The organism is Streptomyces sulphureus DSM 40104 (assembly GCF_000381025.1).
GTDB classification, from domain to species: Bacteria; Actinomycetota; Actinomycetes; order Streptomycetales; family Streptomycetaceae; genus Streptomyces; species Streptomyces sulphureus.
Genome location: NZ_KB905820.1, coordinates 43785 through 65800, shown reverse-complemented (window position 1 = coordinate 65800; position 22016 = coordinate 43785). Strand labels below are relative to the sequence as shown.

Here is a 22016-nt window from a genome sequence, read left to right as displayed (position 1 = left end):
GGAACGGTGGTGTCCCGTCCTCTCGCACCGGTGGTGCACTCGGCACCGCCGGTCGGAGCGCCCGGTCTCCGCGTCCTCGGCCGGGTGGCCGAGAGGTGTCCGCGGTTCCCGGAACGGTCGGCCCTTCCGGGAGCGTAGTGGCCCTGCCCACGGCGTTGTTGGGTCCTAAGACCGTATCGGAGGCCGCCGACGCGACGTACGGGTGCGGCTCTCCTCGGGCCCCGTACAAGGTCGGCGCGGGCGGTCGTGTGCTCGGGGGCGCGAGGGGAAAACTGCGGTTGACGGAGGGGAGTTGGGGGCGGGGCGTCGGCGGTGATCGGTGGGTGGGGAGAGGTTTCCGGGGCGTTTTATTCGGTCGGCTCGGGAGTGGGGACGAGTTGGTGTGCTCCGGTCGTTGCGGGGGTCACAGGACGAATGGTGAAAGTGCTGGGGAGATGTGGGGAAGGTGGGTGAAGGCTCGGTGCCGTGAGGCGATCGGTAGTTGTCGGGCGCCACCGTGTCCAAAGCCGGCAGAGGGCCGCACTGGGTGCGGACTCCCGTGCCGGTGCGTCGGGCGGCCCGGCATGCGGCACTGCGGGCGTCGCCTCTCTACGCCAAGGGTCGAGCGTCGCCCTGTCCTCGACGCTTCGGGCGGACGCGGGCTGCGGACCAGCCCCGATGTCCCTCGAGGGCCCTGCCGTTCGCCGGAACCACGCCCCGACGCCGGCCTGCTTGCGGTGACGTCCAGGTGAACGTCCGGCCTCCGTGCAGGTCCTGTGGTGCATATCACCGACTCCGCACGACGAGCGTCGTGTCGACGTCCCGGTTCTTTCTGCGGCAACCCGCGGATGCGCGCGCGGGGTCGCGGGCGGCTCGACGGTCCGGTCGGGCGTCCTGGGCTGTGCCTTCGGCCTGTTCTGCACCTGATCCACTGCGCCCGGCAGGCTTTAGGCTGGGGGCGACCACCGCCGCCGTGGGGCGCACCGCACGCACACGAGCGCAGCCAGAACCGAGGGAGCACACGTGACCACCCCCCAATGGTCCGTCCGGATTGCCCTCCGCGTTGCCTACTCGCCAGTAGAGTTCCGGCCGCACGTGCCTTCGTGCGCGAGGGCGTCGCTGCTCCCGCCGCGTGGCCGAGGAACCGAGGAGATGCCGTCCAGGTGATCCGTCGCAGCACCCTGCGCGCGCAGATCACCACCGCGCTGCGCGACGAGATCCTCGCCGGACGCCTCGCCCCCGGCGCCGAGTTCACGGTCAAGGAGATCGCCGAGCAGTACGGCGTCTCCGCCACGCCCGTCCGCGAAGCGCTCGTCGACCTCGCGGGACAGGGCCTCCTCGACGTCGAGCAGCACCGCGGCTACCGCGTGCACGAGTTCGGCCGCGACGACTACTTGGCGATGTGCGAGGCCCGCACCCTCGTCGTCGAAGGCGTACTCCAACGCTTCCCCTGGACTGCCGCCACCGCACCGACAGAGCCACGCACCGGACCCGCGGCCTCCACGCCGACCGTCCCGGACTCCGCACGCACCCCGGCGGCCGGGGCAACGGGCACCGCGCGCTCCCCGGGCCTCACGTCCGACGACGCACCCCTCCAACTCCGCGACTCCATATCGGATTCGGACCGCTTCTCTCCCGCGTACACGTACGCCGCCGCGGACTCGCAGCCCCACCCGTCCGAGCCCACGGGCACCCGGGGCGCCGGCAACACAACGGCGGACGACGGGACCGACTCCGGGACGCCCGCAGCCGAGGTGCGCCCCCCGACCGACCCCGCAACCGGATACTCGATGGAGACCGACCCGGCAACGTCCGCTGTATCCACAGCACTTGGCGACCTCTCCGAGAACAGCAGCAACGCCCGACCGGCCGCGAACCCGGACACCTCCTCCGGCGTGCGAGGCACCCTCCGGCGCCCCGGCGCCGGAGCCGCCCCCGACGACAGCAGCCGCCCCGCCTCGACGGGCGGCTCGACCGGCGCCGAGCAAGGTGGACTGATCACCCGGCACGTCGGCCGGCAGACCCTCACCTCCATCAGGCGCCGTGCCGAGGCGGCAGGACGTGCCGCCCGGGCGGGCGACCTCGACGTGCTCATCGCCTACGACCTCCGTTTCTGGCGGGAGTTGGGCGGCGTACTCACCAACTCCTACGTATGCGAGTTCCTCGACCGCCTCCGGGTGCAGTGCTGGGCCTACGTCGTACCCCGCCTGCGCCACCAGGAGCCGCTCGCGGGGAAGCTCTGGGCGGACCACTGCGCACTCGTCGAGGCGGTCGAATGCGCCGACGCCGACGGTTCCCGGCACATCATCGGCGACTACAACACCCACGCACTGACGCTTGCCCCCGACCCCGGCGACTGACCTGCCCGTACCAGCGCACGAGATGCCGCGGCAGCCGAAGGACCTACGCGTCCGCCCCGAGACGGTGCCCGGCGCAAGTGCTTGCCGCACGATTGCCTCCCTCATGACCTGTCGCGCTTCCCTCCCTCACGACGGCTTCCCCTGCGAGCGCTTCCCTCGCGGTGATCTTCCGCGCGAACACGTCGCGCGCAGGTGCTTCCTGTGCAACTCCTCTCCTTGCGCGTACCTGCCGCACGATTGCCCTGGCGACTGTGTCCGCGACTGCTCCTCTCATGACTGCATCCCTTGGAGCCTCTCCCGGGCACCTCTTCCGAGACTCCGCGACCAATCCCGGGCGATGGGGGCCCTCACGACCGTCCTCGACCGATCGCCTGCCCGACCGCCCCGTCCGACCGCTCTCCGGGTCTCTTCCTCGATCGTCACCCTTCCCGGGTGCTCGCTCCCGCTCAACTGCCCGCCCGGCGTATGGAACTGACGGGTCAACTGCCTCCAGCTCCGGCGGCACGCCCCTTCTCCCCGCCGGTTTGCCGCACCGACGAATCCGCTCGCTGTCCGCCCTCTCCACACGACCGCCCCACGATCGAGGCGACACCGACTCAACCGACCAGGCTCCGGCCCACGGCCCCTGTGCCCGATCGCCCCCTCACCTCCGCCTCCCGGCAACCGCCTGACTTCGCCGCTCGGCTTGTACCGTCGAGTACGCCGCGGCACTACGCTGTGGTCGCCGACGTCCGACTGTGACTGTGGCCGCACCGCGGCGCATTGGAGCAACTCTTGGCCTGTGACCTCTGGCTGGTCCCCCTCGTCGACGTGCTGTGCCACAGCCCTGACAACCCCTTCGCGGAGGAGATCGCCTCCTACGACAAGGCGCTGACGGAAGCCGGGCACCCGCCGGTCCCCGTCTTCGCCTACATGCCCGGGATGTCCGGTGAGGTCGCCCCCATCGCCGGGTTCGACTACGACGCGCTGCACTTCCTCCGCAGGGCCTTCCTCCTCCACAGGTGCGGTCTCGAGGTCGCGCCCGTCGACGAACTCGGCAGCGACTACGAGCAGTTGCTGGAGATGTTCGAATCGACGGCCCAGCAGTCCCACCTCGTCTGGCACTACGACCACGCCGGCGCGTACGTCCCCGTCGACTTCGAAGCCCCGCTCGTCAACGACGAGTTGTTGGAGGGCGGCGGGCCGCTCGCGTCGAGTCACGGGTTGCTCCGCGAACTGGAGCAGGTCGCCCCGGTGCTCGGTATCGACCCGGCGAATCCGCCGAGCCCACCGGCGCCTCCCGAGCGCCCCACCGAGCTCGAAGAGCCGTCCACCTCCTTTCCGACCGACTCGGGTCCTTTCTCGCGGGAGCGCCATGTCTGGCTCGGCCTGCACTCCGCGGCGACGCGGAGCCTCGCCCAGGGCTCCCTGATCGTGTTCAGCTAACGCAACGGCAGGGCACTGAGCAGCCCCGCACGGCGAGCGGTCCCGCACGGCGGCCCGGCCAACCTCCGCCCCGGCGCCGGGCGTCGGCCGGGCCGCGGGCACCGCGCCTCGCCGCCTAGGGGACGGGCCCCTCCGGCGGACGCTGCCTCGGCATCTGTATCCGCACACCGCCTCCCTGCGTGTCGGTACGCCCGCGTTCGCTCCGCGGATCGGCGGCGCCGACGGCCCCTTGCGGCCGTGCCGACCGACCGCCGCACCCCGGTGGCGGACGCGTCCGGACTGCGCCGACTGGGTATGCGTTCCGCTCCGCCGAGCGCCGGTACGGAGGTGCAGGCATCGAGCAGAAACGGGCCGTCCAGTCGACGGTTTCACTCCTGACGATGCCGTCGATCTCGGCGCTGCATCGGTGCAGGAGATCGAGTGCGTACTCGGTGGTCTCGTCGAGCGAGGGACCGGCCGGACCGAGGCTCGCGCGTACGTCGGCGCGCGCCCAGTCGTACTGGAGCTCTTCCAGCGCGCGCCCGATCGCTTGCGCAGCCGCGATGTACCGCATCCAGTCGGCCGTGAGGGCGAAGTACCTGTCAGCGGCGGGGCATCCGGCCGCGACGAGGAGCGCTCCGTACCCCCAGAGCAGGGCGTCGGCCGGTGCAGCGCCCGCAAGGGCGAGCGCGGGGAGCAGTGCCACGAGGCTCGCCGAGACCGCCGTTCCCCACCGCAGCAGCAGGGCGGCCCTGCGCTTCGCCCGCCGTCGACGCCAATACCAGTCGGCGGCGGCGAGAGCCCCGTCCTCCACCCACTGGTAGAGCTCTTCCAGCCGCTCCGTCGGCTGCTGCCAGCACCCCGGCGGAACCGGCCGCCGGAGCGGCACCTCGATCCGCTCGGTGCCCGCCCGCGGCTCCTTCTCCCCTGCACCCACATCTGCCCCCTTCGCTGCTCTTCCGCTCCACCCCAAGGCCGACGTTCCACTGCCGAAGCCGACCCCCGCACGCGCCGCCACCCGACGCACGCGCCACCGTCTCGACCGGCGGGCGAAGCGAGTCCTTCCTACCTTCGAAACCGCGTGCCGACAGCCGCCCTGTACGCGACCTCGAGCCGATCTACCGCCTCTGACCAGGCACGATGCTGACCGGCCCGCGGCTGCCCTCACACGAAAGAGCGGCCCTGACGCACAGCGCCTGGCGCTCCGCCGTCGGGCCGCGCCCGCGGTCGCCGGCTGCGGGCGCTGGGACAGCGCTCCCCGTACGCCCCCCGTGCCACCGGCCGCGGGTCCCGTCCCCTGCAGGGGATCGCTACGCTGAGCGCGTGAGAATCCTCGTCATCGGCACCGGAGCCCGCGAACACGCGCTCTGCCGCGCGCTCTCGCTCGACCCCGCCGTCAGCGCGCTGCACTGCGCCCCCGGCAACGCCGGCACCTCCGAGGTGGCCACCGCGCACAGCGTGGACGCCACCGACGGGGCGGCCGTCGCCGCGCTCGCCGCGGAAGTCGCCGCGGATCTGGTGGTGATCGGCCCGGAGGCACCGCTCGTCGCGGGGGTTGCGGACGTCGTCCGCGCCACCGGGGTCCCCGTCTTCGGGCCCTCGCGGGCTGCGGCGGAGCTGGAGGGTTCGAAGGCGTTCGCCAAGGAGGTCATGGCGGAGGCCGGGGTGCCCACCGCCCGCAGCTACGTCTGCACCACCGCGGAGCAGGTCGACGCGGCGCTCGATGCCTTCGGCCCGCCCTACGTCGTCAAGGACGACGGCCTCGCGGCGGGGAAGGGCGTGGTCGTCACGGGGGACACCGCGGAGGCCCGAGCGCACGCAGCGGCTTGCGAACGCGTCGTCGTGGAGGAGTACCTCGACGGACCCGAGGTCTCACTCTTCGCCGTCACCGACGGCGAGACGGTCGTGCCCCTCCAGCCTGCCCAGGACTTCAAGCGCGCCCACGACGGCGACCTCGGCCCCAACACCGGCGGTATGGGCGCCTATTCACCCCTTCCGTGGGCGGACCCGAAACTCGTCGACGAAGTGCTGATGACGGTTCTCCAGCCCACGGTCGACGAGATGCGCCGCCGCGGCACCCCTTTCTCCGGCCTGCTCTTCGCCGGTCTCGCCCTCACCTCGCGGGGCGTCCGCGTCGTCGAGTTCAACGCCCGCTTCGGGGACCCGGAGACCCAGGTGGTCCTCGCACGCCTGCAAACCCCCCTCGCCGGCCTCCTCCAGGCAGCGGCCACCGGGCAGCTCGCCGACTTCCCTCCGCTGCGCTGGCACGACGGCGCCGCCGTGACGGTCGTCCTCGCCGCCGCCGGGTATCCGGCGGCTCCCCGCAAGGGCGACCCGGTCGACGGCCTGGAGGAGGTGGCCGCGCAGGAGGGACCCGATGCCTACGTCCTCCACGCGGGCACGGCCCGCAACCAGGACGGGAGCGTCGTCAGCGCGGGCGGCCGCGTGCTCTCCGTGACCGCCGGCGGCTCCGACCTCACGGAGGCACGCACCCGCGCGTACCGCGCGGTCGAGCGCATCGACCTGCCCGGTTCCCACCACCGCACGGACATCGCGGCGCAGGCCGCAGCAGACGAGCGCGAGGAGGGCACCGCCCGGCGCTGACTTCCGGGCCCGGGCGCCGACGTGCCCGGGCCGGCGCCCGGTCGTGCTGCCGCTCCGGGGTACCCGCCGCCCGCGAGGCAGACCCCGCGTTCCCTTACCTGCCCACCGGGTTGAGGGCAAGATCTCTCCCCAAAGCCATTCCATCGGGTGAGCAGAATGGCGTCCGGCTGACGCTCCCACATGCCCCAACTAGGGTTCCGCACAAGTCGCGTGGGAGTCCGTCGTCTGGCCCTGCGCACATTGCGGTGTCGGTCCCCGGTGCCACAGTGAGAAGGCCGGATCTCCGGTGCGGCCGGAGGCGGCCGGAGTGGGTCCAAGCGGCCGGAGGCGCCGCCGGGAGGTGGGATTGCTCGTGCTCGGCCAGCAGGAAGAAGCGGTCTCCGCGCGGGCGCACGCCCTCGCCGTGCTGCGCGTCAGGAACACCGCCCTGGGGATCGCGCTGCTCCCGGCGGCGTGCGCGGTGCTCCTCTTCGCCGCACGCGGCACCGGTCTCCTCGGTTCCGCTTGGCAGCCTGTGTGCTGGACCGTCACCGCGGTCGCCTGCGCGGCGCTCGCGGCTGCCAGCGCCGCGGCGGCGGTGATCGCGCGCGCCGAGCCCGCCGTCTCGCCGACCGTCCTGCTCGAAGAACGCCAGGCACCGGACCTCCACAACCTCGTACGCGACGTCGCCGACCGCCTCGGCGTGCCCGCGCCCTCCGCCATCGCACTCACCCCCGACTGCGATAGCTGGCTGGAGGAACGCCCCACCCCCGCCGACAGGCCCTTGTACGCGCGGATTCCGGGCGAGCGCCCCGCCCCCGTCCTCGTGATCGGCTCCCCGTTCCTCTGGTGGATGCGCGTCGCGGAGCTGCGCGCACTGCTCGCTCCCGTGGTCGCCGGTACGGGCCCGTCGGCTCACCCGGACATAGCCGCGGCCCGCCGCCTCGCCAGAAGCTTCGACGCGGCGGTCGCCCGCGCCGAACGCGCCCGGCGCACGCCACGGGCGCACAGCGCCGAGGAGCAGGCCGGCACCGCACGCGCTGCCGAACCCCCGCGCTACGGCGCCGGGTTGCTCGCCGTGCCGTTCCTCCGCGCCGTGGGGGCGCTCGCACGTGCGCTCCTGCGCGCCGCCGGCGGCCACCTCGCCGAGATGGAGCGCGGCGTGGCCGCCGCCTCCTCCCAGCGCGCGCAGTCGGTCGACTACGGCCTCCGCACCGTCGCGCAGGAGCAGGTCGGCCTCGCCTACGCCGGTTGGGACCGCCTGCTGACGAAGGTCGCCCTCCCCGCATGGCGCCTGGGCAGGTGGCCGACGAGGCTTGACGCCGGCGTCGTCGCCGCGCTCACCGAGCTCTCCCGCCGGGACAGGCTCGCCGAGGGCTTCGCCTCCCGGCTCCCGGCTCGCCGAGCGCCCGGCCTGCGATCTTCTGGAGGAGCCGGGCGAGGTGGACGCCGCCGTATCGTTCCTCGCCGCCCGCCTCTTCGTGGGCGCTAGGCCCCCGGTGGCTCCCCCGCTCCAGGGAGCCGGGCCCGAGGAGGGCCCGCGCCAGTGGACGCCCGTCGACTGGCACGCGTACCCGGAGGAGGTCGCGGGGCGCATCTGGCGAACGGGCGCCGCCCGCCTCTTCGACGCGCTGGACATGGCCGAGCGGACGGCGGAGCCCGAGCCGGCGCCCCGCACCCTGCCGCTCCCCGCCGGCGCGCCGCTGCCGCTCGGCTCTCTCCCCGATCGGACGTGGTGCGGCCCCACCCTCGCCTGCGTACTCGACCGCCTCGGTTCCCCGGACGCGCGCTCGGCGCTGGCCGCCCGCCTCGCCGCGCTTCAGCACCAGGAGGAGGCGCGCGCGGAGTCCCAGCAACCCCTCCTCGACGAAGGGCCGTTGCTGCCGGGCGGCGTCGAGGGACAGCCGGCGCCCATGGGCCTGCCGCTCGAACCACCGCGCGGGGAGCAGGAGTTGCTCGCCGACCATCTCAACTCCGCCATCTGCTGCGCCGCCGTGGACACCGCGGGCGCGTCCCCGGGGCTCGACTGGCTCGACGGTCCCGTGCTCCTCGTCGCGGGGGAGCGGGACACCGCGCTCTCCGGAGCGGTGCGCGCGGCGGCCGAGTACGGCGAGACGGGCCCGCTCAGGGAGTGGCTCACGGCGGCCGGGGTCCGGCCGGACAAGCCGTTGCGTCTGCTCTGAGCGTCCCGCTTCCGGGTGGTTGACGGCGCCACTGATGTCCGGCGCAGCGCACGGCAGTTCGACACGAAGGCGTGAATCCGACGATTAACAACGAACGGTGACCGTGTGCGTGCAGGATGTGATGTCCTGTCTGTGTCAGTACATGCCGCCGCACCCCGTCCGTCTCCCACCCGTCGCGGCGAACCGCCCTCCGCCCAACTCCTCGCGGAGAGCGGCGAGTCCAACGTCCGACCGCGCCCCTGGAGCGTCCGGACTCTCCGGCGGGAGCCGCACCACCGCGCCACCGCTGGTCATCCACGACCCGCAACCCGCGTAGCGGAGCGGCTCGACGGAAGGGGCGCCCAAGGACCGTCCCGGCGGTCATGCCCAGGGAGGCCGCCAAAAACCAGCCAGCCGGGCAGCCCCGCGGGACCGCCCGACGCCGGACCGGGTCGCACACCGGCCGAGCCGCACCCCGCAGGGAGACGGCAACGCCGGAAGACACCACGCACAACTCGTACGCACCGCACGGCCCACGCAGCGAAGCCGCGACCACAGACAGCCCGACGCCACCGTGCCGGGCCGCGGCCCGCAGGAGGCGAGCGGGACGAGGGAGGGGAGCACAGTGGGGAGCCAACAGCACACCGGGCGATGGGAGTCGGGCGCCCTCGCCCACGCCGTCACCGATCCGTTCGGCCAGGGACCGCTGCCGTGGCTGCGCGGCAGCGAGCAGTACTTCGAGAACGGCAGGGTGGTCCCGTGGTACGTCGAGTGTGGCCGCTCCGGGGCGCCGGGACCCGCCGTCCACAACGGCCCGCGCACCGCCGACGACGTCAGTTGCCAGATCAAGGGCTTCGCTTCCACTGCGGGCGGCGTACTCCCCGGCGAGTCCCTCGACTTCCGGATCACGGTGAACCCGCCCCAGCCGTACAGCGTCGACGTCTACCGCATCGGCCACTACGGCGGCGAGGGCGCGAAGAAGATCACCACCAGCCCGCGCCTCTCCGGCATCGAGCAGCCCCGCCCGCTCGTCGCCGACCGCACGGTCTCCTGCCACAACTGGTGGCACTCCTGGCGGCTCCAGATCCCCGAGTACTGGCACACCGGCGCCTACGCCGCCGTCCTCACGACCGAGGACGGCCACCGCTCGCACGTCCCCTTCACCGTCCGCCAACGCGACGCCGCAGACCTGCTGTTGCTCCTCCCCGACATCACGTGGCAGGCGTACAACCTCTTCCCCGAGGACGGCCGCACAGGCGCCAGCCTCTACCACGCCTGGGACGAGGACGGCTCGCTCCTCGGCGAGCCCGAGGCCGCCACCGCCGTCTCCTTCGACCGCCCGTTCGCCGGAGCCGGACTCCCCCTCCACGTGGGCCACGCCTACGACTTCATCCGCTGGGCCGAGCGCTACGGCTACGACCTCGCCTACGCCGACACCCGCGACCTGCACGCGGGCCGCGTCGACCCGAGCCGCTACCGCGGCCTCGTCTTCCCCGGCCACGACGAGTACTGGTCGATCCCGATGCGCCGCACCGTCGAGAAGGCGAGAGACATCGGCACCTCGCTCGTCTTCCTCTCGGCCAACACCATGTACTGGCAGGTCGAACTGGCCTCGCTCCCCTCGGGCGCCGAGGACGGCCTGCTCCGCTGCCGCAAGCGCCGCGGCCCCGGGCGGCCCGTCCTCTGGCGGGAGCAGGGCGAGCCGGAGCAACTGCTCCTCGGCGTCCAGTACCAGGGCCAGGTCCCCGAGCCGACGCCCCTGGTGGTCCGCAACTCCGACCACTGGCTCTGGGACGACGCCGCGGTACGGGACGGGGACGAACTCCCCGGCCTAGTCGCCGGCGAGGCCGACCGCTACTTCCCCCGCACCCGCCTCCCCGAGCACACCGACCGCGCGCTCGTCGCCCACTCCCCGTACGAGGACGCCGCAGGGCGCCGCCGCCACCAGGAGACGTCGCTCTACCGCGCACCCTCCGGCGCCCTCGTCTTCGCCTCCGGCACCTTCGCCTGGTCGCCCGCTCTCGACCGGCCGGGACACACCGATCCGCGGGTGCAGCAAGCCACGGCGAACCTCCTGGACCGTATCTGCAAACGCGACTGATCGTCCGCGCACCGACGGCAGGTCCGCACACGGGCCCCCGTTCCGGGTACGCGAGAATCGGACCGCGCTCATACGTACCTCAGGAGGAGAACGTGTCCGGATTCGTCGAGAAGCCGCAGCCCGTGGAAGTCCCGGGCTTGGTGCACCTGCACACGGGCAAAGTGCGCGACCTCTACCGGAACGAGCGCGGTGAGTTGGTCATCGTCGCCAGCGACCGGATCTCCGCATACGACTGGGTGCTCCCCGGCGGCATCCCCGACAAGGGGCGCATCCTCACGCGGCTGTCGATGTGGTGGTTCGAGCAGCTCGTCGACCTCGTTCCGCACCACGTGCTCTCCACCCAACTCCCGCCCGGCGCACCGCAGGAGTGGGAGGGCCGGGTGATGGTCTGCAAGCAGTTGCGGATGGTCCCGGTCGAGTGCGTCGCGCGCGGCTACCTGGCGGGGTCGGCGCTCAAGGAGTACAGGGAGTCCAGCACCGTCTGCGGCCTCGCCCTGCCGGACGGGCTGGAGGACGGCTCCGAGCTCCCGGGGCCGCTCTTCACACCCGCGACCAAGGCCGAGGTGGGCGAGCACGACGAGAACGTCACGTACGAGGAGGTCGCCCACCGGGCCGGCACGGAGGCCGCGGCGCTGCTCCGCCAGACGACCCTCTCCGTCTACCAGCGGGCGAGGGAGATCGCGGAGGAGCGTGGCATCATCCTCGCGGACACGAAGTTCGAGTTCGGCTGGGACGGCGACACCCTCGTCCTCGCCGACGAGATCCTCACCCCCGACTCGTCGCGCTTCTGGCCCCGCGACGCCTGGCAACCCGGCCGCCCCCAGCCCTCCTTCGACAAGCAGTACGTGCGCGACTGGCTCACCGGGCCGGACGCCGACTGGGACAGGAACGGCGAGGAGCCGCCGCCTGCGCTGCCCTCGGGGGTGGTGGAGCGCACCCGGCAGAAGTACGTGGAGGCGTACGAGCGCCTCACCGGCCTTGCCTGGAGCTGACTCGGCGCACCAGAGAAGAGGGCCCCGATCCTGGGATCGGGGCCCTCCGTGCTGAGCGGACGACGAGGCTCGAACTCGCGACCTCAACCTTGGCAAGGTTGCGCTCTACCAACTGAGCTACGTCCGCACGCCGTCGCGGATCTCCCGCTGCGGCACGGCCACGAGTATAGCCTCCGTCCCCCCGGCCTCGAGCCACTCATGGGCGTGGCCGACGCCCGCCCGGCCCATCAAGGCGCCGACGAACGAGAGTTGGGAGGCTGCCCGCATCAAAGAAGAGGGCCCCGATCCTGGGATCGGGGCCCTCTGTCCTGAGCGGACGACGAGGCTCGAACTCGCGACCTCAACCTTGGCAAGGTTGCGCTCTACCAACTGAGCTACGTCCGCATGCATCCACCCGGCTTTCACCGAGTGGCGCGGCCATCACCCTACCCGAAGGATCGGGAGAAGTGAGGAGAGCGGGTGACAGGGATTGCACACTGCGCCTCCCCCTTGGAAAGGGGGCGCTCTACTACTGAGCTACACCCGCACGCTCCGGGAGGTGGTGTCTTCCCCTCGCGGCGTGTTCAGAACTTTAGCCGATCACCTGGGGGGTGTGGCAAGTCGGTTCTCCCGGCGGCGACTCGGCGCCCGGAGCCACGGTGCGGAGGAGGACGGCGGAGCCCCGGACGGTCGTCTCAGTGCGCTGCCTGGAACGCCTCGTAGATCCGCTTCGGAATGCGGCCGCGGGCCGGTACCTCGTACCCGTTCGACTCGGCCCAGGCGCGCACGGCACGGGCGTCGGGCTCGACCGACGTCCGGTGGTACGCCTTGCCCGACTTGGCGCGCTTGCGGCCCGCCTCCACGAACGGTGCCAACTCTTCACGCAGTTTCTTCGCGTTGTCGGCGTTGAGATCGATCTCGTAGGACTTGCCGTCGAGAGCGAATGCGACCGTTTCCGACGCGTCTCCGCCTTCGAGGTCGTCGGAGAGTGTGACCACTACGCGCTGTGCCACGGATACCGGTCCTTCCATCAGGATCGCGGAGTGGGCCATTGCACTCGTTCCGCGGGTGCGGATAAGCGGGCGGCCCGTTGGGGGCTGTTTTCGGGTGTTGCCGATCGGGATCTTGCCGTTCAACCGCCGGGCAGAGCCCGCGGATTGGCGATTCTTTCCGCGGGAGGGGCGAGGCGGCCGCTTCGTCGCCTCTGCCGGCGGAGCCCCGGGGCGCTCGCCGACGGAGGGTGCGGTCCCCGCCACGGTCTGCTGCGGTGCCCGGACGGGCGCCCGTACGCGCGGCGCCCGGTCGCGGTGCGTGTCCGCCGTGATCGGCGCCTTGGAACCGTTCGTGGAAGATCCGCGAAGTATCCGTGCATGCTCGTGTACGAACTCCGGGTTCTTGCAGAGCCGGTGGTGATCCGCCGGACCGATTTCGGGCAGTGCAATATCGCGAAGGCGTTTTCCGGGGAGCCCTCGACGAGACCGCAATCCGGACCCTACGTTTTCCGCGCCCGTTTTCCCAGTGCTTACCCCGGCCGCATCGCGGTGCCGGGCACCCATCTCGGGCGTTCCGCGCGTGCGTTGGGCCCTCCTTCCGTGGCCGTGCGGGGGCCTGTTGCGTGTCCGCTCTGTGTCCACGCGCGTAGATTCTCCGGGCGGGTACGCTTGCGGACGCAGCGCCCCGCTAAGCACAAGGAGTACCCGTGGCTCGCGTCGTGGTCGACGTCATGCTGAAGCCCGAGATTCTCGACCCCCAGGGACAGGCGGTGCAACGCGCACTGCCCCGTCTCGGTTACGAGGGGATCACCGAGGTCCGTCAGGGCAAGCGCTTCGAGTTGGAGGTGGCGGAGCCGGTCGACGACGCCGCCCTCGCCCGGGTGAGGGAGATGGCCGACGCCCTCCTCGCCAACACCGTCATCGAGGACTACACCGTCCGCGTCGAGGAGCCCGACCCCGCTCAGGCGGCGGCATGACGGCGCACCCCGAAGCCTCCGGCCTCGGACGCATCGGCGTCGTCACCTTCCCCGGCTCGCTCGACGACGGCGACGCCCGTCGCGCCGTCCGCCTCGCGGGCGGCGAACCCGTCGCGCTCTGGCACCGCGACGCGGACCTGCGGGGCGTGGACGCGGTGATCCTGCCCGGCGGCTTCTCCTACGGCGACTACCTGCGGTGCGGCGCGATCGCCCGCTTCTCCCCCGTGATGGGGAAGGTGAGCGAGGCGGCCCGCGAGGGGCTGCCGGTGCTCGGCATCTGCAACGGATTCCAGATCCTCTGCGAGTCCCACCTGCTCCCCGGCGCACTCACGCGCAACGACCACCTCCACTTCGTCTGCCGCGACCAGCGCCTCCGCATCGAGAACGCGGCGACGGCCTGGACCGCCGACTACGTGCCCGGCGAGGCGATCACCGTCCCGCTGAAGAACGGCGAGGGCGGCTACATCGCCGACGAGGCGACCCTGGACGCGCTGGAGGCGGAGGGCCGCGTCGTCGCCCGCTACCTCGGCGGCAACCCCAACGGCTCCCGCCGCGACATCGCGGGCGTCACCAACGAGGCCGGGAACGTGGTCGGCCTCATGCCGCACCCCGAGCACGCCGTCGAATCCCTCACCGGGCCGACCACCGACGGGCTCGGCTTCTTCACCTCGGTTTTGAAAAAGCTGGTCACCGCATGAGCCTGGACACCGTCAAGAACGCCGAGCAGACCCCGGAGGCCGAGCAGCCCTGGGCCGAACTCGGCCTGAAACAGGACGAGTACGCACGCGTACGCGAGCTGCTCGGCCGCCGCCCGACCGGCGCCGAGCTGGCGATGTACTCGGTGATGTGGTCCGAGCACTGCTCCTACAAGTCCTCCAAGATCCACCTGAAGCAGTTCGGCGAGAAGGCCCCGCACTCGGACGCGCTCCTCGTCGGCATCGGCGAGCAGGCCGGCGTCGTCGACGTGGGCGAGGGGTACGCGGTGACCTTCAAGGTCGAGTCGCACAACCACCCTTCGTACGTCGAGCCGCACCAGGGCGCCGCCACCGGGATCGGGGGCATCGTGCGCGACATCATCGCGATGGGTGCCAGGCCGGTCGCCGTGATGGACCCGCTCCGCTTCGGCGCCCCCGACCACCCCGACACCCGGCGGGTGCTCCCCGGCGTCGTCGCGGGCATCGGCGGATACGGCAACTGCCTCGGCCTCCCGAACATCGGAGGCGAGGTCGTCTTCGACGCGTGCTACCAGGGCAACCCGCTCGTCAACGCGCTGTGCGTCGGCGTCATGAAGCACGAGGACATCCACCTCGCCAAGGCGGCGGGCGCAGGCAACAAGGTCGTGCTCTACGGTGCACGCACCGGCGGTGACGGCATCGGCGGGGCGTCGATCCTCGCCTCCGAGACCTTCGAGTCGGCCGACGGCAAGCCCGCCAAGCGCCCTGCCGTGCAGGTCGGCGACCCCTTCGAGGAGAAGCGGCTCATCGAGTGCACGCTGGAGCTCTTCGGCGAGGGACTCGTCACCGGCATCCAGGACCTCGGCGCGGCCGGACTCTCGTGCGCCACCAGCGAGTTGGCCTCCAACGGCTCCGGCGGCATGCGCGTCGAACTGGACACCGTGCCGCTGCGCGACCCCTCGCTCTCCCCCGAGGAGATCCTGATGAGCGAGTCGCAGGAGCGGATGTGCGCCGTCGTCGAGCCCGGCGACGTCGAGCGGTTCCTGGAGATCTGCGAGCGGTGGGAGGTGACCGCCACCGTCATCGGCGAGGTCACCGAGGGCGACCGCCTGGAGATCTTCTGGCACGGCGAACAGATCGTCGACGTCGAACCCGGCACCGTCGCGCACGAGGGCCCCGTCTACGAGCGCCCCTACGCCCGCCCGGAGTGGCAGGACGCGCTTCAGGCCGACGACGCGTCGCGGTTGCCACGCCCCGCCGGGGGAGAGGAGCTGCGCGCCGCCGCGCTCGCGCTCGTCTCCTCGCCCAACCAGGCCGACGCCTCGTGGATCACCGACCAGTACGACCGCTACGTCCTCGGCGGCACCGTCCTCGCGCAGCCGGAGGACGGCGGCATGATCCGGATCGACGAGGAGTCGGGGCTCGGCGTCGCGCTCGCCACCGACGGCAACGGCAGGTACGCGAAGCTCGACCCGTACAGGGGCGCGCAGTTGGCGCTCGCCGAGTCGTACCGGAATGTCGCCACGACGGGCGCGAAGCCGCTCGCCGTCACCGACTGCCTCAACTTCGGCTCTCCCGAAGATCCGGCAGCGATGTGGCAGTTCGCGGAGGCGTGCCGCGGGCTCGCGGACGGCTGCCGTGCGCTCGGCACCCCGGTGACCGGCGGCAACGTCTCGCTCTACAACCAGACGGGCGAGGCGGCGATCCATCCGACGCCGGTCGTCGGCGTCCTCGGCGTCATCGACGACGTCGCACGGCGCACACCGATGGCCTTCGCCGAGGAGGGCCACCTGATCTACCTCCTCGGCGAGACGAGGGACGAACTCGGCGGCTCGGCGTGGGCGCAGGTCGCACACGGCCACCTCGGCGGCCTTCCGCCCGAGGTGGACCTGGAGCGCGAGAAGCTCCTCGGCGAGATCCTCGTCTCGGCCTCCCGCGACGGCATGGCCGACGCGGCGCACGACCTCTCCGACGGCGGCCTGATCCAGGCGCTCACCGAGTCCTGCCTGCGCGGCGGCAAGGGGGCCCGCATCGTGGTGCCCGACGGCGTCGACCCGTTCGTCTTCCTCTTCTCCGAGTCGCAGGGGAGGGCGCTGGTGGCGATTCCCCGGAGCGAAGAGGTCCGGTTCAACGACATGTGCGCGGCCCGCGGCATGCCGGCCGCCCGCATCGGCGTCGTCGACGGCGAGGAGCTGGAGGTCCAGGGGCAGTTCACCCTCCCGCTCGACGAACTGCGCACCGCGCACACCGCGACGCTGCCCGCACTCTTCGGCTGAGCGGCACCGGGTCCGCCGCCGTACTCAGTGCTGCGGCGGACCCCACTGCGGCCCCGGTCCCATCGGCCCGGGGCCCATCTGCTGCCGCGACTGCTCCTCGTCGACCGCGCGGTAGATCTCCGACTTGAACCACTCCGGCTTCGGCACGTGGCGCATCGTCATCTTTCCCTGCTCGGAAGCGGACTGGATGCTGATCGTTCCGTACCGCATGATCCGCTCCCAGAGCGTCGCCTTGAACGAGACGTCGTTGACGCGCAGGAGCGGGATGGCGCGGCTCGCCTTGGTGAGGAAGCCGGTGCGCTTGTAGATGCGCTTGGTGGTCAGGATGTACATCTGGCTGCGCCACTTCAGCAGCGGAATCAACCAGAACCAGACGGACGCGATCCCCGCCGCACCGAGCACGACATACGTCGCCGTCCCCCACTCCGCGCCGGAGACCATCCAGACGAGCACACCTGCGACCGCCCAGATCACGCAGAGGATCACGAACTCGCTGACCATTTCGGTCCAGTGCTGTCGCGTCACATATATGAGCTGTTCGTCGTCGGCGAGATGGCGATCCGCAATAGACATGAGGGGAATCCTGGCACAGGTCGTCTCCCTCGGTCTGCCGCGCCAGCAAGGGCAGTTGACGCCCGACGCACCGGCCCACGCGCCCCGGTCCGCGCGGTGCGCCGCTCCAGCCGGCGGCGTACGACCCGCGCGCGGCGCACGCGGCGGCGGTAACCTCACCGGCATGCCGTCCGCTCACCGCAGATCAGCAACGGGCACGACGAGGAAGCTGCGCGCGTACGACCCGGACAGGACCCGCAAGGCCCTCATCGCCCAGGTCGAGGCGACCGCAGACGCGGCACACCGGCTCACGCCCGAGCAGCGGTCCCTCCCCTCAGGACTCCCCGGTTGGGACGTCCACCACCTGCTCGTCCACCTCGCCCTCCAGATCGACGCCGTCCCCAAGTTCCTCAGCGGCCCCGAGGCACACGCGCGGGCCGCCGAGGTGAGCCTCCCGCGGTGGGCCCTCTCCAACGGCGACGTCGCAGCGGACCTCGACGCGCGCACCCGCGAGCGGGCCGCCCGCACGCAGGACGCACCGGCCCTCATCGACGCGGCCGTCGCCGACCTGGAGCCCGTGCTGGAGTCCGCCGTCCGCGAGGACCTCCTCGTCCCCGGTGCCTTCGGTGCCATGCGCATGCTCGACTTCACCGTGACCCGCCTCGTCGAACTCGTCGTGCACGGCGATGATCTCGCCCGCGCCACCGGCGTCGCCCCCCATCTCGACCGGCAGGCGCTCGCAAGCACCGTCCGCGTCCTCGCCGACGCCCTCGCGGCGAAGGCGCCCGGCTCCTCGGTCGAGGTGCGCGTCCCGCCCTTCGCCGTCGTCCAGTGCGTCGAGGGGCCCCGGCACACGAGGGGCACCCCGCCGAACGTCGTGGAGACGTCCCCGCTCACCTGGGTACGCCTCGCGACGGGCCGCGAGGAGTGGGCGCGAGCCTGCGAGGACGGCGCGCTCACGGCGAGCGGCGAGCGGGCCGACCTCGGCGATCTGTTGCCGGTCCTGCGCTGAGGGCCCTCACGCCTCCTCGGCGGCGGCCCGCAGCCCGGAGAGGAACCGTTCGGCGGTCTCCCGGTGCTCGGCGGGGAGGCCGACGAGCGCTGCGCCGTAGCGGACGAGCGCGGCACGCGGGTCGTCGCCCGCGGCCTCCGCTGGGCTGAGCCGGCCCTCCAGTACGGCGCGGGCCCGCTCCCGTCGCTGCTCGCGGAGGAGCGTGTAGACGCGCGACGGTGTGAGGCCCAACTCCTCGGCTATGCGGGGAGGCGGTACGCCCTCGTCGGCTGCGGCCTCGACGAGTCGCGGCGTCACGGCGGCGGCGGCCTCGCCTGCGAGCCGCAGCGCACGGACGTCGGCGAGCGCGAGTTCGCCGGCGAGGCCGTCCAGGTAGGCGGCGAGCGGCCCGGGCTCCTCGCGGTGGGCGGCGTAGCCGTCCGCGAGTGACCGTGTGTAGTCGAGCCGCCCCTCGCCGGGCGCTGCGCCTCGCTCCTGCGCGTACTGCTCGACGGCCGTGCGTATCCGTGCGGTGAGGCGTTCCTCGGCCGGGTGCCGGGCAGCGGTGCTCATGAGACCTCCAGGGGTCGGGCGTCGAGGCCGCACTGCGGCGGCCCGCTCGAGTGTAGCCACTTGTGTAGCCGCATCACAAGGCCATCAACTGCCCCTGTCCGCAGGTCGTTTGACGCCGCCGTCCGGTGGGAGCGACCCCCGACGCCCCCGAAACGGCTGCTCACCGGCGGGGGCGGAGCGGGTCCGGCCCTCCCCGGTTCCCCGCTCCCCGCGTGCCTGCCCTAGACTCGAAGACGTGCCACGTGGTGACGGAAACCTCAACCACGACCTCCTCCCGGGCGAGAAGGGCCCCCAGGACGCATGCGGCGTCTTCGGGGTCTGGGCTCCGGGCGAAGAGGTCGCCAAACTCGCGTACTTCGGTCTCTACGCCCTGCAGCACCGCGGACAGGAGTCCGCAGGCATCGCTGTCAGCAACGGCTCCCAGATCCTGGTCTTCAAGGACATGGGCCTGGTCTCCCAGGTCTTCGACGAGACCTCCCTCGGCTCCCTCCGCGGCCACATCGCCGTCGGGCACGCCAGGTACTCCACGACCGGAGCCTCGGTCTGGGAGAACGCCCAGCCGACCTTCCGTGCGACGGCGCACGGCTCCCTCGCACTCGGACACAACGGCAACCTCGTCAACACCGCCGAACTCGCCGAACTCGTCGCCGAGCAGGCGGCGGGCAGCCGCGGCCGTGCGACCCAGGTCGCGGCCACCAACGACACCGACCTCGTCACCGCCCTCCTCGCAGGCCAGACGGACGAGGACGGCAACCCGCTCACCGTCGAACAGGCGGCCCCGCTGGTCCTTCCGCAGGTCAAGGGCGCCTTCTCGTTCGTCTACATGGACGAGCACACCCTCTACGCCGCCCGTGACGCGCAGGGCGTCCGCCCACTCGTCCTCGGACGGCTGGAGCGCGGCTGGGTCGTGGCGAGCGAGACCTCCGCGCTCGACATCGTCGGAGCCGGCTTCGTCCGCGAGATCGAGCCGGGCGAGCTCGTCGCCATCGACGAGGACGGCCTCCGCTCCACGCGGTTCGCCGACGCCAGGCCGAAGGGCTGCGTCTTCGAGTACGTCTACCTCGCCCGCCCCGACACCGACATCGCCGGCCGGAACGTCTACCTCTCCCGTGTCGAGATGGGCCGCCGCCTCGCCGGCGAGTCCCCCGCCGAAGCGGACCTCGTCATAGCCACGCCCGAGTCCGGCACTCCGGCCGCGATCGGGTACGCGGAGGCGAGTGGCATTCCCTATGGCAACGGACTGGTGAAGAACAGCTACGTGGGCCGGACCTTCATCCAGCCCTCGCAGACGATCAGGCAGCTCGGCATCCGGCTCAAGCTCAACCCGCTCAAGGAAGTCATCAGGGGCAAGCGGCTCGTCGTCGTCGACGACTCGATCGTGCGCGGCAACACCCAGCGGGCCCTGGTCCGGATGCTCCGTGAGGCAGGCGCGGCAGAGGTCCACGTCCGGATCAGCTCCCCGCCCATCAAGTGGCCCTGCTTCTTCGGGATCGACTTCGCGACCCGCGCCGAGCTCATCGCCAACGGCCTCTCCGTCGAGGAGATCGGCAAGTCCCTCGGCGCCGACTCCCTCGCCTACATCTCCCTCGACGGCATGACGGAGGCGACGACGATCGCCAAGCCGAACCTCTGCCGGGCCTGCTTCGACGGCGAGTACCCGATGGACCTCCCCGACCACGAACTCCTCGGCAAGCGCCTGCTGGAGACGGAGACCACGGAGGCGTCCGCCACCGACGCGGACGGCGTCCCCACCCTCACCGCCGGAGTCGGCGGCGCCGACGCGCTCAAGCGGCCCTGAACGGCGCGTGCAGCTTAGATCATGACAAGCCCGGCGAGGACCGAGCCCGCCCGTCCGCGCGCACCGCGCGGCCCGGCCATCTCGACGCCCCCGTACGGCCGGTGCGGCGCGCAGAAAGGACCCCCGAACCCGTGACCACAGACAGCCCAGGCGCCAGCTATGCGGCGGCCGGAGTCGACATCGAGGCCGGCGACCGCGCCGTCCACCTCATGAAGGACTGGGTGCGCAAGGCCCAGCGGCCGGAGTCGGTCGGCGTGCTCGGCGGATTCGCCGGCCTCTTCGACGCCTCGGCCCTCGCGCACTACCGCCGCCCCCTCCTCGCCTCGGCGACCGACGGCGTCGGCACCAAGGTCGCCGTCGCGCAGCGGATGGACCTCCACGACACCATCGGGCACGATCTCGTCGCGATGGTCGTCGACGACCTGGTCGTCTGCGGTGCCGAGCCGCTCTTCATGACCGACTACATCTCGGTCGGCAAGGTCGTCCCCGAGCGGGTCTCGCAGATCGTGAAGGGGATCGCCGAGGGCTGCGTCCTCGCCGGCTGTGCCCTGGTCGGCGGCGAGACCGCCGAGCACCCCGGGCTGCTGGGACCCGACGAGTACGACGTCGCAGGCGCGGGGACAGGCGTCGTCGAGGCGGACAGTGTGCTCGGCCCCGAGCGGGTGCGCGCGGGGGACGCCGTGATCGCCATGGCGTCCTCGGGGCTCCACTCCAACGGGTACTCGCTCGTCCGCCACGTCCTCTTCGAGCGTGCCGGGTGGGCGCTGGAGCGCCAGGTCCCCGAGTTCGGCCGCACCCTCGGCGAGGAGCTCCTAGAACCGACGAAAATCTACTCGCTCGACTGCCTCGCGCTCGCCGCCGCCTGCGAGGTCCACGCCTTCTCGCACATCACGGGCGGCGGCCTCGCCGCCAACCTCGCCCGCGTCATGCCGCAGGGCCTGCACGCGGAGCTCGACCGCTCGACCTGGACGCCGCCCGCGGTCTTCGGGCTCGTCTCCCGGGCCGGTGGGGTGGAGCGCGCGGAGATGGAGCGGACGCTCAACATGGGCGTCGGCATGGTCGCCGTCGTACCCGGTGATGCGGTCTCCACCGCGTTGACGACGCTCGCCGACCGCGGAGTGGACGCCTGGGTCCTCGGCGAGGTGACCGAGGGCGCCGGGGCCGATCACGGCACGGTGACGCTCACGGGCGGCCATGCGAGCTGAACCACGCCCGGCCGGCGGCCGCCGCCACGGCGGTCGCCGGCCGGGGGAAAGCGTCCGGGCAGCACAGAACCCGGCCCGGCGAATGCCGGACCGGGCCACTGTGCGTGGACGTCAAGCGCGACGTCGGTTCGACTGCGGGTCGGACGACTGGTCGTCGCCCTCCTCCTCGTCGTTGTACAGCTCCGCGTACTGTGCGTACGGGTCGTCGTCCAGCTCATCTTCCTCGAAGCGCTCGCCGTTCGGCGACTGGTTCGACGTCGATGCGCCCAGCTCCTCAGCCAGGCGTGTGAGGTCCGTCCCACCGCTGTTGTACTTCAGCTGGCGGGCGACCTTCGTCTGCTTGGCCTTGGCCCGGCCGCGCCCCATGGCTCGACCCCCTCAACGACGGGGCTCGACGGCCCCAGAGTCTTGACACGCG

Annotated in this window: 16 protein-coding genes, 3 tRNA genes and 2 pseudogenes; 13 read left to right on the top strand and 8 right to left on the bottom strand. The window is 72.1% G+C overall.

Translation table 11 applies throughout. From position 1 onward, the window contains the following. Positions 1-1145 precede the first annotated feature (1145 nt). From F603_RS36005 to F603_RS0121270, 3 genes and pseudogenes are all read left to right on the top strand, one after another. Positions 1146-1430: pseudogene (locus tag F603_RS36005) on the top strand (GntR family transcriptional regulator); the annotation flags it as partial. A 339-nt stretch (positions 1431-1769) separates the two neighbouring features. Next, positions 1770-2339: an FCD domain-containing protein gene (locus tag F603_RS36000; RefSeq protein ID WP_245600874.1), complete on the top strand. Its 570-nt coding sequence runs from the start codon at positions 1770-1772 to the stop codon at positions 2337-2339. A gap of 774 nt (positions 2340-3113) precedes the next feature. After that, the gene (locus tag F603_RS0121270; protein WP_019547980.1) at positions 3114-3764 is read left to right on the top strand and encodes a hypothetical protein; all 651 of its coding nucleotides are present in this window, start codon (positions 3114-3116) and stop codon (positions 3762-3764) included. Positions 3765-3879: 115 nt separating this feature from the next. On the opposite strand, the gene F603_RS0121265 is transcribed toward F603_RS0121270, so the two are convergent. Continuing rightward, positions 3880-4680: an SLATT domain-containing protein gene (locus F603_RS0121265; protein ID WP_019547979.1), complete on the bottom strand. Its 801-nt coding sequence runs from the start codon at positions 4678-4680 to the stop codon at positions 3880-3882. 386 nt (positions 4681-5066) lie between these two features. Here F603_RS0121265 and purD point away from each other — a divergent pair, with 386 nt between their 5' ends. The 4 genes and pseudogenes from purD to F603_RS0121245 all read left to right on the top strand — a co-directional run bounded on the left by purD (position 5067) and on the right by F603_RS0121245 (position 11581). Continuing rightward, positions 5067-6347: a phosphoribosylamine--glycine ligase gene (gene purD / locus F603_RS0121260; RefSeq protein ID WP_019547978.1), complete on the top strand. Its 1281-nt coding sequence runs from the start codon at positions 5067-5069 to the stop codon at positions 6345-6347. Between the two features lie 346 nt (positions 6348-6693). Then, positions 6694-8509, top strand: a pseudogene (locus F603_RS32540) (hypothetical protein). Positions 8510-9113: 604 nt separating this feature from the next. Beyond that, complete coding sequence (locus F603_RS0121250; protein WP_019547977.1) at positions 9114-10589, top strand: N,N-dimethylformamidase beta subunit family domain-containing protein; 1476 nt, start codon at positions 9114-9116, stop codon at positions 10587-10589. Between the two features lie 92 nt (positions 10590-10681). After that, entirely contained in the window at positions 10682-11581 is a 900-nt protein-coding gene (locus tag F603_RS0121245) for a phosphoribosylaminoimidazolesuccinocarboxamide synthase (RefSeq protein WP_019547976.1), read from the top strand. 54 nt (positions 11582-11635) lie between these two features. On the opposite strand, the gene F603_RS0121240 is transcribed toward F603_RS0121245, so the two are convergent. From F603_RS0121240 to F603_RS0121220, 4 genes are all read right to left on the bottom strand, one after another. Further along, positions 11636-11708: transfer RNA gene (locus tag F603_RS0121240), tRNA-Gly, on the bottom strand. A gap of 184 nt (positions 11709-11892) precedes the next feature. Further along, positions 11893-11965, bottom strand: a tRNA-Gly gene (locus F603_RS0121230). 70 nt (positions 11966-12035) lie between these two features. Continuing rightward, positions 12036-12107: transfer RNA gene (locus F603_RS0121225), tRNA-Gly, on the bottom strand. A gap of 148 nt (positions 12108-12255) precedes the next feature. Then, positions 12256-12573 (bottom strand): Lsr2 dimerization domain-containing protein, encoded by a 318-nt coding sequence (locus F603_RS0121220; RefSeq protein ID WP_026328611.1) that lies wholly within the window; start codon positions 12571-12573, stop codon positions 12256-12258. A gap of 686 nt (positions 12574-13259) precedes the next feature. On the opposite strand from F603_RS0121220, the gene purS reads away from it, so the two are divergent. The 3 genes from purS to purL are packed head-to-tail and all read left to right on the top strand — an operon-like array spanning position 13260 to position 16479. After that, positions 13260-13529, top strand: a complete 270-nt coding sequence (purS, locus tag F603_RS0121215) for a phosphoribosylformylglycinamidine synthase subunit PurS (protein WP_016906009.1) — start codon at positions 13260-13262, stop codon at positions 13527-13529. Then, entirely contained in the window at positions 13526-14227 is a 702-nt protein-coding gene (gene purQ, locus F603_RS0121210; protein ID WP_019547974.1) for a phosphoribosylformylglycinamidine synthase subunit PurQ, read from the top strand. The genes purS and purQ overlap by 4 nt, the downstream gene beginning before the upstream one ends. After that, positions 14224-16479, top strand: a complete 2256-nt coding sequence (gene purL / locus F603_RS32535; RefSeq protein WP_019547973.1) for a phosphoribosylformylglycinamidine synthase subunit PurL — start codon at positions 14224-14226, stop codon at positions 16477-16479. Before purQ ends, purL begins: the two co-directional genes overlap by 4 nt. Before the next feature lie 24 nt (positions 16480-16503). Here the strand turns inward: purL and F603_RS32530 are convergent, their stop codons facing one another. After that, on the bottom strand, positions 16504-16980 hold the full coding sequence (locus F603_RS32530; RefSeq protein WP_019547972.1) for a PH domain-containing protein: 477 nt from the start codon (positions 16978-16980) through the stop codon (positions 16504-16506). 235 nt (positions 16981-17215) lie between these two features. Here F603_RS32530 and F603_RS0121195 point away from each other — a divergent pair, with 235 nt between their 5' ends. Continuing rightward, entirely contained in the window at positions 17216-18043 is an 828-nt protein-coding gene (locus F603_RS0121195) for a maleylpyruvate isomerase family mycothiol-dependent enzyme (protein WP_019547971.1), read from the top strand. 6 nt (positions 18044-18049) lie between these two features. On the opposite strand, the gene F603_RS0121190 is transcribed toward F603_RS0121195, so the two are convergent. After that, a complete protein-coding gene (locus tag F603_RS0121190) occupies positions 18050-18595 on the bottom strand; it encodes a hypothetical protein (RefSeq protein WP_019547970.1) in 546 nt (181 codons plus the stop codon). A 235-nt stretch (positions 18596-18830) separates the two neighbouring features. Between F603_RS0121190 and purF the strand changes: the two genes are divergently transcribed. Both purF and purM read left to right on the top strand, forming a co-directional pair. After that, on the top strand, positions 18831-20393 hold the full coding sequence (purF, locus tag F603_RS0121185; protein ID WP_019547969.1) for an amidophosphoribosyltransferase: 1563 nt from the start codon (positions 18831-18833) through the stop codon (positions 20391-20393). A 131-nt stretch (positions 20394-20524) separates the two neighbouring features. Then, entirely contained in the window at positions 20525-21598 is a 1074-nt protein-coding gene (purM, locus tag F603_RS0121180; RefSeq protein ID WP_019547968.1) for a phosphoribosylformylglycinamidine cyclo-ligase, read from the top strand. 111 nt (positions 21599-21709) lie between these two features. On the opposite strand, the gene F603_RS0121175 is transcribed toward purM, so the two are convergent. Next, a complete protein-coding gene (locus tag F603_RS0121175) occupies positions 21710-21964 on the bottom strand; it encodes a DUF3073 domain-containing protein (RefSeq protein ID WP_019547967.1) in 255 nt (84 codons plus the stop codon). Positions 21965-22016 lie beyond the last annotated feature (52 nt).